Origin of the sequence: Pseudorhodobacter wandonensis (genome assembly GCF_001202035.1) — a bacterium.
Taxonomy (GTDB): domain Bacteria; phylum Pseudomonadota; class Alphaproteobacteria; order Rhodobacterales; family Rhodobacteraceae; genus Pseudorhodobacter; species Pseudorhodobacter wandonensis.
Map to the genome: position 1 here is coordinate 1 of NZ_LGHT01000027.1, position 13784 is coordinate 13784.

Sequence of the window (13784 nt, forward strand, 5' to 3'; positions counted from 1 at the left end):
CATGATCCCGCTGGAGATGCCATCGTCATCATGCTGCGCAGCCTGAAGATGCCAGGCATGGCGCAGGCTGTGCAGGATCTGCATGAGCAAGGATCGCCCGCATTTGAAGCCGCCATGCCGATCCTGTCGCAACTGCTCAAGGCGGAGATGGCCGAGCGCGAGGTGCGCTCTATCGCCTATCACATGAAGGCGGCCCGCTTTCCGGCTTACAAGGACCTTTCCGGCTGCGACTTTGCCGCCAGCGAGATCCGTGAAGCCTTAGTCAGACAACTCCATCGTTGTGAGTTCATGGACGCGGCCGAGAATGTGGTGCTGATCGGAGGTCCGGGAACAGGGAAATCGCATGTTGCAACCGCCCTTGGCATTCAGGCCATCGAGCATCACCGTAAGCGCGTCCGCTTCTTCTCGACGGTTGAACTGGTCAACGCACTGGAGCAGGAAAAGGCCCAAGGCAAGGCCGGGAAGATCGCTGAGGCGCTGGTCAAAACCGACTTGGTGATCCTGGATGAGCTGGGATATCTGCCGTTCAGCGCCTCCGGCGGCGCGTTGCTCTTCCATCTTCTGAGCAAGCTGTATGAACGCACCAGCGTCATCATCACCACCAACCTGAGCTTCAGTGAATGGGCCAGCGTCTTTGGCGATGCCAAAATGACCACAGCACTGCTCGATCGTCTCACACATCGCTGCCACATCCTCGAGACCGGCAATGACAGCTACCGCTTCAAGGCCAGCTCCGAAACAGCGAAGAAAAAGCGAAAGGAGGCAACAGCATTGACGCCATCATAACCAGCAGATCATAACGGCTGGGTGGGTCAGATCTCGATGAAAATGCCGGGTCAGTTCTCAATGACAATCAACAGGTGGGGGCCTTATTTCGGTCGAAACCGCCGCAGAACAACCCGTCCGTCTGCTCGAATCCGGCCCGGCAGGCGGCGCGATCTTTGCGGCCGATTATGCCCGCGCGCATGGCTTGGATCGGGTGTTGTCATTCGATATGGGCGGAACCACAGCCAAGATTTGCCTGATTGAGGATGGCACCCCGAAAACCGCCAACAGCTTTGAGGTTGCCCGCACCTATCGGTTCAAAAAGGGGTCAGGCATGACGGTATCGACCCCCGTGGTCGAGATGGTCGAAATTGGCGCGGGCGGCGGGTCGCTCGCCACGATCGACAGTCTTGGCCGTGTTCAGGTTGGCCCGCGTTCGGCCGGGTCCGAGCCGGGCCCTGCATGCTATCAACGCGGTGGGGTGAACCCGACTGTGACCGATGCCAATCTGGCGCTGGGGCGGCTTGATCCTGATAACTTTGCAGGCGGCGCCATCCCCCTGTCGGCTGCCGATGCCAATGCGGCGATTGCACGGGTGTTGGCTGGGCCATTGGGCGTAGTGACCGACGAAGCGGCCTTTGGCGTGACCGAAATGGTTGACGAAAACATGGCCAATGCGGCGCGCGTGCATACGGTCGAAAATGGCCGCGATATTGAACATTTCACCATGATCGCCTTTGGGGGCGGTGCGCCGCTGCATGCGTGCCGTCTGTGCGAAAAATTGGGAATTGCCGAGTTGCTTATCCCGCCCGGCGCCGGCGTTGGCTCGGCCATCGGGTTCTTGAAAGCGCCTTTCAGCTATGAGGCGACGCGCGGGTTGTTCCAGAAACTTGCCAGCTTTGACGCGGCTGCGGTGAATGCCGCATTGACCGATATGGAGGCCGAGGCCCGTGCCTTTGTGCGGGCGGGGGCCAGCGATGCGCCCACAGTGGAAAAACTGACGGCTTTTATGCGCTATTCGGGCCAAGGCTGGGAAATCCCCGTCGCTTTGCCCTATCGGCTTTTTAAAGCTACCGATCTGAATGAAATCCAAGCGGCGTTTGAGACGGTTTACCGACAGCTTTTCGGGCGCACGATTGATGGTCTTGCGATTGAAATCACCAATTGGTCGTTAATGGTGGCGACTGTTTTGCCCTCGGCAGTACCGGTCACGCGCCTTTACGAAGGCACCGAGGCTGTCAGCCCGCGCCCGCGCCACTTCTACGATGCCGCCGTGCGCCAGATGGTCAAAGCGCAAGAGGTTTCCCGCGCCGACATGACCGCAGGCAAGGTGGTTCAAGGCCCTGCCGTGATCGTCGAAGACGAAACCAGCACAATCGTAACCTCGGCCTATCAGGCCATCGGGCAAAGTGACGGCAGCCTGCTGTTGTGCCGTAAAGGAGCCGCAAAATGACCCGTCATAATGCCCCCACCGCCATTGATTTCCAGATTATGTGGAACCGCCTGATCGCAGTGGTCGAAGAACAGGCGACAACGCTGATCCGCACAGCCTTTTCCACATCCGTGCGCGAGGCGGGCGATCTGTCGGCAGGTCTGTTTGACCGGCAGGGGCGGATGATGGCGCAAGCCGTTACCGGAACGCCGGGCCATGTAAACGCCATGGCAGAAAGTGTCACCCATTTTGTGCGCGAAATCGGGCTGCAAAACATCCATGAAGGCGATGTTTTCATTACCAATGACCCTTGGCTTGGCACCGGGCATTTGCACGATATTACGATGGTTTCGCCCAGCTTTCGCGGCGGCGTGCATATCGGGTTTTTCGCCTGCACGGCACATGTGGTCGATATTGGCGGTCGCGGCTTTGGCCCCGATGCGAATGAGGTTTATGAAGAAGGCCTGCTTATCCCGATCATGAAATTTGCGGCGGCGGGTGCGGTATCGCAAGATCTGGTTCGTATCGTGCGCGCCAACGTCCGCGCCCCTGATCAGGTGGTGGGCGATCTCTATTCCTTGGCGGCCTGCAATGAGGCAGGCGACCGGCGCTTGCAGGCGATGATGGGCGAGTTTGGCATTGCCGATCTGGATGGCCTGTCGGATTTCATCATGCAGACCAGCCGCGCCGCCACGTTGGCCGCCATCGCTCAGGTGCCGGACGGTATGTTCTCGCATCAGATGCAGGTCGATGGCTATGACGCGCCGGTTCAGATGGTGGTAAGCCTGACAATCAAAGGCGAGACACTAAAGGCCGATTTTGCAGGCACTTCGGGGATGAGCCGTTTTGGCGTGAATGTGCCAGAAGTCTATACCCGCGCCTATGCTTGCTATGGCCTCAAATGTGCGATTGCACCCGAAGTGCCGAATAACACAGGCTCGCTTGAGCCGTTTGAAATTTCCGCACCCGAGGGCTGCATTCTGGCGGCCAAACGCCCCGCGCCGGTATCGGTGCGCCATGTTCTCGGCCATCTCGTTCCGGATGTGGTGCTGGGGGCTTTGCATCAGGCCATGCCCAACACGGTGCCAGCCGAAGGGGCGTCGGCGCTATGGAACATTCAGATCGCCGCGCGGGCGAGCGACCCTGCGTCCGGCCTGCCCAATGCCGAGGTGCTGATGTTCAACTCGGGCGGCACAGGCGCGCGGCCTGCGTTTGACGGGCTGTCGGCCACGGCATTCCCTTCCGGCGTATCAACCATGAGCGTCGAAGCGACCGAGCATGTCGGCCCGATTACCGTCTGGCGCAAGGATTTGCGTGCAGGGTCTGGCGGCGCCGGTACGCAGCGCGGGGGCTTGGGGCAGGTGATCGAGATAGAGCCGCGCGAGGGGTATGACTTTTACTTCAACGCAATGTTTGACCGTGTTCAAAACCCGGCCCGCGGTCGCGATGGTGGCAAACCGGGTGCGCTGGGCAAGGTCGAGCTGACCGATGGCACCGAATTGCGCAGCAAAGGCCGACAGTTGATCCGCCAAGGCCAGCGCTTGCGGCTCAGTCTGCCGGGCGGTGGTGGCTTTGGCCCACCTGCCGCGCGATCAAAGGCGCAAGTTGCCGAAGACCTTGCGGCAGGCTTTATCACGGATGAACAGGCAAAGTCGGACTATGGATTTGACACATAAGGATAATAACATGACCGCTCAACCTATTGCCCTCGTCACCGGTGCTGCGCAAGGTATCGGATACGCCTGCGCTAAGGCCTTGGCCGAAGATGGCGCCTTGGTGATCCTTGCCGATATCAACGCGGCAGGCGTTGCCGCTGCTGCGACCAAACTGGGGCGCGGTGCTGTCGGCATGGCCTGCGACATGGGCGACCCTGCCCAGATTCTGGCCCTTTTTGACCGGATAGAGGACGAGCATGGCGCCGTTGAAATTCTGGTCAACAACGCGGGCATCGCCAAGCCGGGGCCGTTTTTGGAAACCTCATTAGAGGATTTCCAAAAGGTGATCCAAGTGAACCTGACAGGCACGTTTCTGGCAATACAACGCGCGGCAAAAACCATGGTCGCCAAACAGATCGAGGGCGCAATCGTCAATATGTCTTCGGTCAATGCCGTTGTGGCGATCCCGTCGATTGCCGCCTATTGCGCGTCAAAAGGGGGCGTGATGCAGCTGACCAAAGCCGCCTCATTGGCGCTTGCCCCGCATAACATCCGCGTCAATGCCGTTGGCCCGGGGTCAATAGATACCGAGATGATGGCCGGCGTGAATGCCAACCCCGAAGCCATGAAAATGGTTATGTCGCGCACGCCTTTGAAACGGATTGGCGAGCCGCGCGACATTGGCGATGCGGTGGCCTTTCTGGCCAGCAAACGCGCGAAATATATCACCGGCGAAACCATCTATGTCGATGGCGGTCGTCTTGGCATGAACTACACCTGCTGAGGTTTGACATGACATCACGCTACAATGAGGTCTATGCCGCGTGGCAGGCCGATCCGGTTGCTTTCTGGGCAGAAGCCGCAAAAGAGATAGATTGGATAAAACCCGCCGATCAGGTCTTTAATCCTGACAGCGGGGCCTACGGCCGTTGGTTTGACGGCGCCTTGTGCAACACCTGTTGGAATGCTGTTGATCGGCACGTTGCCGCAGGACGGGGCGAAACCCAAGCCCTGATCTATGACAGCCCGGTCACCAATACTGTGACGCGTTACAGTTTTGCCGAACTGCAGGCCGAGGTCGTCGCGCTTGCCGCGGTAATGCGCGGGCTGGGTGTGGCACGCGACGACCGTGTGGTGATCTACATGCCGATGGTGCCGCAGGCGGTATTTGCGATGCTGGCCTGTGCGCGCCTTGGCGCAGTGCATTCCGTGGTTTTCGGCGGTTTTGCGGCACAAGAGCTGGCAACACGGATTGACGACGCCACGCCAAAACTTGTGATCTCCGCCTCATGCGGCATCGAGACAGCACGGGTCATCGCCTATAAACCATTGCTCGACGAAGCGATTGCACTCTCGGCCCATACGCCTGCGCATTGTCTGATATTGCAGCGTGACACTTTGGCCTGCGATCTGGCAGCCCCGCGTGATGTCGATTATGCGGCGGCCGTCGCTGTCGAGAAGGCCGCAGCCACACAGGTACGATGCGTTCCAGTCGCGGCAACGGATCCGCTTTACATCCTGTATACATCTGGAACCACCGGCCAGCCCAAGGGCGTCGTGCGCGACAATGGCGGCCATATGGTCGCGTTGAAATGGTCGATGGCGCATCACTACGGCGTCAAACCCGGTCAGGTGTTCTGGGCGGCGTCAGATGTGGGCTGGGTCGTGGGCCACAGCTATATTTGCTATGGTCCGTTGCTGCACGGCTGCGCAACGGTGCTTTACGAAGGCAAACCCGTCGGCACGCCCGATGCGGGGGCGTTTTGGCGGGTTATTCAAGATCACAAGGTTACCGCCTTGTTCACAGCCCCAACCGCATTTCGGGCGATCAAGAAAGAAGACCCGACGGGCGCCCGAATTGCCGATTATGACCTGTCACATTTCCGCACATTGTTTTTGGCGGGGGAACGATCCGATTCCGCAACCGTAGAATGGGCGCAAGCCAAGCTGCAGCGCCCTGTGATTGACCATTGGTGGCAAACCGAAACCGGCTGGCCAATGTCGGGCAATCCTGTCGGTTTGGGTGCTTTCGCGGTCAAACTCGGCTCTCCGGGCAAGGCAATGCCGGGCTATGACATCCGGGTTCTGGATGATGCCGGCCAACCTGTACCGGTGGGAACCTTGGGCAATATCGTGTGCAAACTGCCGCTGCCACCCTCCAGCTTTCCCACGCTCTGGAATGCGCATGCACGGTTCAAGACCTCTTATCTCGATGAATTTCCGGGCTATTACGCCACATCGGATTCCGGCATCATTGATGATGACGGCTATGTTTTCATCCTGTCGCGGACTGATGACATCATCAACGTAGCGGGGCACCGGCTATCTACCGGTGCGATGGAAGAGGTTATTGGCGGCCATCCAGACATTGCGGAATGCGCGGTGATCGGTGTGGCGGATGCCGTCAAAGGGCAAATGCCCTTGGGTCTGTATGTGCAAAACAATGGATCGAACCGCGAGGCAAGCGCGTTGGAGGCCGAACTGGTCAAACTCATGCGCGCAAAGATCGGTGCGGTGGCAGCCTTCAAAACCGCAGTCTGTGTGGCCCGCCTGCCAAAAACACGGTCAGGCAAAGTGCTGCGCGCAACGATCCAGAAAATCGCCGAAGCACAGGATTTCAAGATGCCTGCCGCCATCGACGACCCTTTGATCCTGGATGAAATCCGGGCCGCCCTGACCGCGCGCAACCTGATTGCCGCCCCGCAATGACCGTTTGCAACAGAAAGAGTTCATCATGACCCCAGCCGTAGAAATGCGCGATGTTCAAAAATACTACGGCACGTTCCACGCGCTTGTTGGTATCAATCTGGCTGTCTCCAAAGGTGAAAAGGTGGTCATCTGCGGGCCGTCCGGCTCTGGCAAATCGACGTTGATCCGCACCATCAACCAGCTTGAGGAACACCAAGCCGGTGACATCTTGATCAACGGCCAGCCCATTAGCGCCGATGCACCAAACATCGAGGCCATGCGCCGCGAGATCGGTATGTGCTTTCAGCATTTCAACCTGTTCCCACATCTGACCATTCTGGAAAACTGCACGCTCGCCCCGATGCTGGCGCGAAAAACGCCGCAGGCCGAAGCCGAAAAAACTGCGATGGCCTTTCTTGAGAAAGTTCAGATTGCCAATCAGGCCAAAAAATATCCCGGGCAGCTTTCGGGCGGGCAGCAGCAACGCGTCGCCATCGCCCGTGCCCTGTGCATGAAGCCGCAGGTCTTGCTGTTTGATGAGCCGACTTCGGCGCTGGATCCCGAAATGATTGGCGAAGTGTTGGATGTTATGACAACACTGGCCCAAGAAGGCATGACGATGATTTGCGTCACACATGAAATGGGGTTTGCCCGACGCGTGGCTGATCGGGTTATCTTTATGGATGCCGGGCTGATTGTTGAAGAAAACAACCCTGAGGCCTTTTTTACCGCCCCGCAAAACCCGCGAACCAAGGCCTTTCTGGATCAGGTGCTAAGCCACTAGCGGCATGTGGCATAGCGATCTCTTTCGTGCCGCGGCCCGTTGGATGCCGCGGCTTAATTGGCAGCGTCCGCACACCGGACCCCTTTGGAGGCAGCCGCAAGCTTTGCCAATAAAGTGACGCAATATTGGTCTTTATGCGTATATTATAGGCAGTTTTGGGCTTTATCAGGCTTTGTCGGTGCAATCGTGCAGGCATTCTTGTCAGGATGTGCCCTCAAATATACCGATTGAAAAATGCCAAACCCGTTGCGAATTCTTGTCCTCGAACCCGATCCCAACCGCGCCACAGCCATCAAGGATGCGCTGACAGCCGGGGGTTGGTCTGATGTCACGGTTCTGCCCGAAATGGTCGGCCTTGCGCGCCGCCTTACCGAAATCAATCCCGATATCGTCTTGATAGACCTGACGAACCCCAGCCGGGATGTGCTGGAACAGGTCAGCGCCGCGTCTGATGCAAAAGGCAGGCCAGTTGCGATGTTTGTAGACCAATCCGATGATAACATGACCAGCGCCGCAGTGGCCGCAGGCCTAAGCGCCTATGTCGTCGGTGATCTGGTACCCGAACGTATCAAGCCGGTTCTGCAAACCGCCATTGCGCGTTTTCAGATGATGAGCCAGATGCGGCTTGAACTGGAAGTCGCCAAGAAAGCCTTGGCTGATCGCAAGATTATTGACCGTGCCAAAGGTCTGCTGATGCGCGCCAAAGGCATTTCCGAAGATCAGGCCTATGCCTTGCTGCGCAGCACCGCCATGGACCAAAAGCGCAAGGTCATTGATGTGGCCGAGGCCTTGATAACAGCGACGGATTTGTTGAGATGAACTGTCGTTTGCTGAATTGCGGATATGTGTCGCTGGTCGATTGTGCGCCCTTGGTCATCGCCAAGACGCTGGGTTTCGCCGAGGAGGAGGGGATTGCGCTGAACCTGTTGCGCCAGCCTTCCTGGGCCGCACTGCGCGATCTTTTGGCGATGGGCCATCTGGATGCCGCACATATGTTGGCGCCAATGCCTGTTGCAATGTCATTGGGGCTAAGTGGCCAGCACGTGCAAACCGATGCCTTGATGGTGCTTTCCATAAACGGCACCGTCATCGGCACCTCTGCAGCACTGGCTGACAAAATGCGCGGGGCAGGGTGGAAAGGCGGCTTTCAGGATCCAATAGGCACGCGTGCCGCGCTGATTTCGGTCAGTGACAAGCCTGTGCGCGTGGGCGTGCCGTTTCCCTATTCCATGCACCGTTTGCTGTTTTCCTATTGGATGGGCGATGCGGCCGCACGGTTCAAGCTGGTCACAATGCCGCCGCATCTGATGGCCGATGCCGTCGCTGCGGGTGATCTGGATGTGTTTTGCGTTGGCGAGCCTTGGGGGTCGGTTGCCGTGAACAGTGGCACGGCCGAACTGATCTTGCCCGGCGCAGCGATCTGGCAGTTTGCACCTGAAAAGGTGCTAGGCGTGCGCCGCAGCTGGGCAAGCGAGCACCCCGAGACAACCGGCGCGCTTATGCGGGCGATTTATCGGGCGGCCTATTGGCTGGATCGTCCGGAAAACCACGGTCTGGCAGCCGAAATCCTGTCCCGCTCAGACCATCTTGATTTGCCCGACGACGCCATAGACCGGGCGCTGACCGGTGAAATACTGCCCGTGCTGGGCGCCGCGCCTGTCAAAGTGCCCAATTTTTTGCGCTTCAATATCGGGGCTGCAAATTTCCCGTGGCGCAGCCAGGCGGGCTGGATCGGCGCGCAGATTGCAGCTTTGCACGGCCTCTCCCCGTCAGAAATCGCGCGTTCGGCGGCCACATGCTTTCGCCCCGACCTTTTTCGCGCCCATATTGCCCCGCTTGGCGTCGATCTTCCAATGACATCGTCAAAACCCGAGGGGTCTATGACAGATCACGGCGCAATCGCTTCGCAACGCGGGCAATTGATTCTTGGGCCAGATGCTTTTTTTGATGGCAAAATCTGTGAATTACCCCCCGCCTGATGCACATTTTTTGCGCACTTTCTGCATTGCAGCATAAATCCGGCACCTAGGGCGCGTTTTATTTGCGCTGCAGCAAGCAAGCCCGCATCTTAGGGTTAAGGAAGCACAGTGGCTTCCAAAGGCTTTCAACGAAGACAGCCGATAAGACAAGCAGCGCCGCTTGATAGACCTGATGTGCCCTCCTCCTCCCGCGCATTGGATCATCAAGCGGTTTTTTCATTTTCGCGACCTCACAAGGGACAGATCTATGAAGTATAAACTTGCGCATCTTGCACTGCTTTCCGCCTTGGCGACCACGCCGGCGATGGCCGAAATGCTGAAACTGGAAAAAGACGAGCTGAAATTCGGTTTCATTAAGCTAACAGACATGGCCCCACTTGCTGTGGCCTATGAGCAGCATTTCTTTGAGGATGAAGGTCTTTATGTAACGCTTGAAGCGCAAGCAAACTGGAAGGTGTTGCTGGATGGTGTGATCGATGGCCAGCTTGATGGCGCACATATGTTGGCAGGCCAGCCACTGGCCGCAACCATCGGTTACGGCACCAAGGCGCATATCATTACCCCGTTCTCAATGGATCTGAACGGCAACGCGATCACCGTTTCCAATGATATTTGGGAGCAAATGAAACCAAACGTGCCAATGGGTGCCGATGGCAAACCGCAGCACCCGATCAGCGCCAGCACCCTTGCCCCCGTGGTCAAATCTTACAAAGATCAGGGCAAGCCCTTCAACATGGGCATGGTTTTCCCCGTATCCACGCATAACTACGAACTGCGCTATTGGCTTGCCGCAGGTGGTTTGCAGCCCGGCTATTATTCCCCCGAGGATGTTTCGGGCAAGATTGGCGCGGATGTATTGCTGTCTGTAACCCCGCCGCCGCAAATGCCCGCGACGATGGAAGCTGGCACAATTTTCGGCTACTCGGTGGGCGAGCCATGGAACCAGCAGGCCGTGTTCAAAGGTATCGGTGTTCCGGTTATCACCGATTATGAGCTGTGGAAAAACAACCCTGAAAAGGTGTTTGGCGTCAGTGCCGAGTTTGCCGCAGAAAACCCGAATACGACGATTGCCATCACCAAGGCCCTGATCCGCGCCGCGATCTGGCTGGATGAGAATAACAACGCCAACCGCGCCGAGGCGGTCGAAATCCTGTCGCGCCCCGAATATGTCGGCGCCGACCGTGAGGTTATCGCCAACTCGATGACTGGCACCTTTGAATATGAAAAGGGCGACAAGCGCGATGTACCCGATTTCAACGTGTTCTTCCGCCACAACGCCACTTACCCCTTCTATTCCGATGCGATCTGGTACCTTACCCAGATGCGCCGCTGGGGCCAGATTGCCGAACCGCAAACCGATGAATGGTTTATCGAACAGGCAAAATCTGTTTACCGCCCAGACCTTTACCTGCAAGCGGCCCGTATGCTTGTGGATGAAGGTTTGGCAAACGAGGCCGACTTCCCTTGGGAAAGCGACGGGTTCAAAGCACCCACGCCGGCGGCCGATATCATCGATGGCATCCCCTACGATGGCCACACCCCCAACGCCTATATCGACAGCTTGCCGATTGGCCTGAAAGGCAACCAAACCGTCGTTGGCAATAATATCCAAGGCTAAACCGCTTGCTGCCCCGCCGGTTTGTGGCGGGGCAGCCCCCCAGACGCCCATCTGACACGCAGGACCAAAAGCATGACCGCAATTGACCCAGATACCCTTGGCAATACCGCAACCAAAGACGCGCGCCGCGCCCGTCTCTTTGCCCGCATCAACAAAGCCGATGTCTGGCTCAAGGCACTTGGTCTGCCATGGCTGACACCGATCCTTAAGGCGGCAGCAGGCGACAGCCCCAAGGCGCAGGCGGCCGAGGTGTGGCGCTTGCTTGGTGTACCGCTTTTGGCGATTTTGCTGTTTCTGGCCGCATGGGGGGCATTGGCACCCAAGGTTCAAACCTCGCTCGGGGCCATTCCCGGCCCGGCCCAGGTGTGGGAACAAGCAGTTAACCTGCATCAAGACGCCTTGCGCGAATATGTTAAGGAATCCTCGTTTTACGAACGCCAGGATGCCCGCAACGCCGAGTTGGTTGCCGCAGGCCGCGCGGATGATGTGAAAATCCGCCCCTATACCGGCCGCGCCACCTATTACGCGCAAATCTGGACCTCGATCAAAACCGTGTTTTTCGGCTTTCTGATTGCGTCTGTGATTGCAATTCCCTTGGGCATCGCAGCGGGTCTGTCGCCGATCGCCAATGCCGCCATCAACCCGATGATCCAGATTTTCAAACCCGTGTCGCCGCTGGCATGGCTGCCGATTGTGACGATGATCGTTTCGGCCACCTACGCCTCGGACGGGTACTTTGCCAAATCCTTTCTGGTCTCGGCCATCACCGTCACGCTGTGTTCGCTTTGGCCGACCCTGATCAACACCGCGCTGGGCGTGGCCAGCATCGACAAAGATCTGGTTAGCGTTTCCAAAGTGTTGAAAATGAACACCTATACCAAAATCACCAAACTGGTTCTGCCTTCGGCCCTGCCGCTTATCTTCACCGGTTTGCGCCTTAGCCTTGGTGTGGGCTGGATGGTGCTGATCGCCGCCGAAATGCTGGCGCAAAACCCCGGTCTTGGCAAATTCGTCTGGGATGAATTCCAGAACGGTTCCAGCCAGTCGCTTGCGAAAATCATGGTCGCGGTGCTGACCATCGGGATCATCGGCTTCTTGCTTGACCGTGTGATGTACGCCTTGCAATCGGCCTTTACCTTCACATCAAATCGGTGAGCGGTATGAGCATTCTTAGCATCAAAAACATGTCCAAAGGCTTTGGCCCCGCAGGCAACCGGGCCGAAGTTCTGAAGAACATTTCCCTAGAGGTGGCCAACGGCGAGTTTGTGGCGATCCTCGGGTTTTCCGGCACCGGTAAATCCACCTTGATGAACCTGATTGCCGGGTTGGAAATGCCCGATAGCGGCAGCCTGACCTTTAAGGGCAAGCCGATCGCAGGGCCGGGGCCAGAACGCGGCTTGGTGTTTCAAAGCTATTCCCTGATGCCGTGGCTGACGGTTGCCGGCAATGTCGGGCTGGCTGTCGATGCCGTGTTTCCGAAACTGTCTGCCGCCGACCGCAAAGCCAAGATTGACCATTATATCCAGATGGTTGGCCTTGGCCACGCCGCCCACCGCCGCCCGGCCGAACTGTCGGGTGGTATGCGCCAACGGGTATCTGTCGCCCGCGCTTTGGCGATGGATCCGGAAATGCTGTTGCTCGATGAACCGCTTTCGGCGCTGGACGCGCTGACCCGCGCCAATCTGGCAGATGAGATTTTGGAGATTTGGGAGCAGGATAAAAAGACCTGCATCCTGATCACCAATGACGTGGATGAGGCAATTTTGCTTGCCGACCGCATCGTATTGCTGAATCCGGATGGCACGCTGGCCGACCCGATCAAGGTTGGCATTGCCCGCCCCCGCGCACGCAGTGCCATGAACAATGATGCAACGTTCAAGGCCCTGCGCGCCAAGGTTACACAGCATCTGATGGATGTCGGCATCGCCGCCAAGACCGCCGATACGCGGGCCTTGCCGAACGTTACGCCAATCCATTCCCTGCCAGCCGTGGTGGCCGAGGCCCAAGCAGGCGGGCTGGAAGAACGCTATCTGAACTTCTCGCAACTGCATAAGATTTACCCGACCCCCAAGGGCCCGCTGACGGTGGTCGAAAACTTTGACCTGAAAATCAACAAGGGCGAGTTTATCAGCCTGATCGGCCATTCCGGTTGCGGCAAGTCTACGGTTCTGACGATGGCCGCAGGGTTGAACGCGATCTCCAAAGGCGCGATCCGCTTGGATGGCTGGAACGTCGAAGGCGCCGACCCCGAGCGCGCCGTGGTGTTCCAATCGCCCAACCTGTTCCCATGGCTGACCGCCAAGGAAAACGTGGCGATCGGGGTCGATAAGGTCTACCCCCGCGCGTCCAAGGCCGAACGTCAGGATGTGGTGGAATATTACCTTGAACGCGTGGGCCTTGGCGATGCGATGAACCGCGGTGCTGCCAGCATGTCGAACGGCATGAAGCAGCGTGTCGGCATCGCCCGCGCCTTTGCGCTTTCGCCGAAACTGCTGCTGCTGGATGAACCCTTTGGCATGCTCGACAGCCTGACCCGGTGGGAGCTGCAAGAGGTGCTGATGGAAGTATGGTCGCGCACCAAAGTCACTGCGATTTGCGTGACCCATGACGTGGACGAGGCGATTTTGTTGGCCGACCGCGTGGTGATGATGACCAACGGCCCGCAGGCAACCATTGGCAAGATCACCGATGTAAACCTGCCGCGCCCGCGCACCCGCAAGGCGCTGCTCGCGCATCCCGATTACTATTCCTACCGCCAGGAAGTGCTCGATTTCCTACAGGAATACGAACATGGCAATGCGCCCAAATCGCCCGCCTCTGGCACCAAACCGAAACCCAAAGCAATCGCAGCGGAGTAATGGCT

At 58.1% G+C, this 13784-nt stretch carries 11 protein-coding genes; all 11 read left to right on the plus strand.

Annotated features, from left to right (window positions below; genetic code table 11):
* Positions 1–21 precede the first annotated feature (21 nt).
* The 11 genes from istB to AKU79_RS08175 all read left to right on the plus strand — a co-directional run bounded on the left by istB (position 22) and on the right by AKU79_RS08175 (position 13779).
* Positions 22–786, plus strand: coding sequence for an IS21-like element helper ATPase IstB (istB, locus tag AKU79_RS08125; RefSeq protein ID WP_269430762.1), 765 nt, complete (start codon positions 22–24; stop codon positions 784–786).
* A gap of 85 nt (positions 787–871) precedes the next feature.
* Complete coding sequence (locus tag AKU79_RS08130) at positions 872–2218, plus strand: hydantoinase/oxoprolinase family protein (protein ID WP_082223974.1); 1347 nt, start codon at positions 872–874, stop codon at positions 2216–2218.
* Positions 2215–3873 (plus strand): hydantoinase B/oxoprolinase family protein, encoded by a 1659-nt coding sequence (locus AKU79_RS08135; RefSeq protein WP_050523105.1) that lies wholly within the window; start codon positions 2215–2217, stop codon positions 3871–3873. Before AKU79_RS08130 ends, AKU79_RS08135 begins: the two co-directional genes overlap by 4 nt.
* A gap of 10 nt (positions 3874–3883) precedes the next feature.
* A complete protein-coding gene (locus tag AKU79_RS08140; protein ID WP_050523171.1) occupies positions 3884–4636 on the plus strand; it encodes an SDR family NAD(P)-dependent oxidoreductase in 753 nt (250 codons plus the stop codon).
* An 8-nt stretch (positions 4637–4644) separates the two neighbouring features.
* A complete protein-coding gene (locus AKU79_RS08145; protein ID WP_050523106.1) occupies positions 4645–6561 on the plus strand; it encodes an AMP-binding protein in 1917 nt (638 codons plus the stop codon).
* Positions 6562–6586: 25 nt separating this feature from the next.
* Positions 6587–7324, plus strand: coding sequence for an amino acid ABC transporter ATP-binding protein (locus AKU79_RS08150; RefSeq protein ID WP_050523172.1), 738 nt, complete (start codon positions 6587–6589; stop codon positions 7322–7324).
* Positions 7325–7558: 234 nt separating this feature from the next.
* Entirely contained in the window at positions 7559–8143 is a 585-nt protein-coding gene (locus AKU79_RS08155) for an ANTAR domain-containing response regulator (protein ID WP_050523107.1), read from the plus strand.
* On the plus strand, positions 8140–9303 hold the full coding sequence (locus AKU79_RS08160; RefSeq protein WP_050523108.1) for a CmpA/NrtA family ABC transporter substrate-binding protein: 1164 nt from the start codon (positions 8140–8142) through the stop codon (positions 9301–9303). Before AKU79_RS08155 ends, AKU79_RS08160 begins: the two co-directional genes overlap by 4 nt.
* Before the next feature lie 247 nt (positions 9304–9550).
* Positions 9551–10921 carry a CmpA/NrtA family ABC transporter substrate-binding protein gene (locus AKU79_RS08165; protein WP_050523109.1) on the plus strand — a complete coding sequence of 457 codons (1371 nt, stop codon included), beginning with the start codon at positions 9551–9553 and terminating at the stop codon, positions 10919–10921.
* 72 nt (positions 10922–10993) lie between these two features.
* Positions 10994–12076: an ABC transporter permease gene (locus tag AKU79_RS08170; protein ID WP_050523110.1), complete on the plus strand. Its 1083-nt coding sequence runs from the start codon at positions 10994–10996 to the stop codon at positions 12074–12076.
* 5 nt (positions 12077–12081) lie between these two features.
* Positions 12082–13779: an ABC transporter ATP-binding protein gene (locus tag AKU79_RS08175; RefSeq protein WP_050523111.1), complete on the plus strand. Its 1698-nt coding sequence runs from the start codon at positions 12082–12084 to the stop codon at positions 13777–13779.
* The last annotated feature ends 5 nt before the right edge of the window (positions 13780–13784 follow it).

Excerpts from the sequence above, each read along its gene's own strand:
- AKU79_RS08175 (WP_050523111.1), top strand. The coding sequence starts at position 12,082 with ATGAGCATTCTTAGCATCAAAAACATGTCCAAAGGCTTTGGCCCCGCA.
- AKU79_RS08170 (WP_050523110.1), top strand. The coding sequence starts at position 10,994 with ATGACCGCAATTGACCCAGATACCCTTGGCAATACCGCAACCAAAGAC.
- AKU79_RS08140 (WP_050523171.1), top strand. The coding sequence starts at position 3,884 with ATGACCGCTCAACCTATTGCCCTCGTCACCGGTGCTGCGCAAGGTATC.
- AKU79_RS08155 (WP_050523107.1), top strand. The coding sequence starts at position 7,559 with ATGCCAAACCCGTTGCGAATTCTTGTCCTCGAACCCGATCCCAACCGC.
- AKU79_RS08135 (WP_050523105.1), top strand. The coding sequence starts at position 2,215 with ATGACCCGTCATAATGCCCCCACCGCCATTGATTTCCAGATTATGTGG.
- AKU79_RS08160 (WP_050523108.1), top strand. The coding sequence starts at position 8,140 with ATGAACTGTCGTTTGCTGAATTGCGGATATGTGTCGCTGGTCGATTGT.
- AKU79_RS08150 (WP_050523172.1), top strand. The coding sequence starts at position 6,587 with ATGACCCCAGCCGTAGAAATGCGCGATGTTCAAAAATACTACGGCACG.
- AKU79_RS08145 (WP_050523106.1), top strand. The coding sequence starts at position 4,645 with ATGACATCACGCTACAATGAGGTCTATGCCGCGTGGCAGGCCGATCCG.
- AKU79_RS08165 (WP_050523109.1), top strand. The coding sequence starts at position 9,551 with ATGAAGTATAAACTTGCGCATCTTGCACTGCTTTCCGCCTTGGCGACC.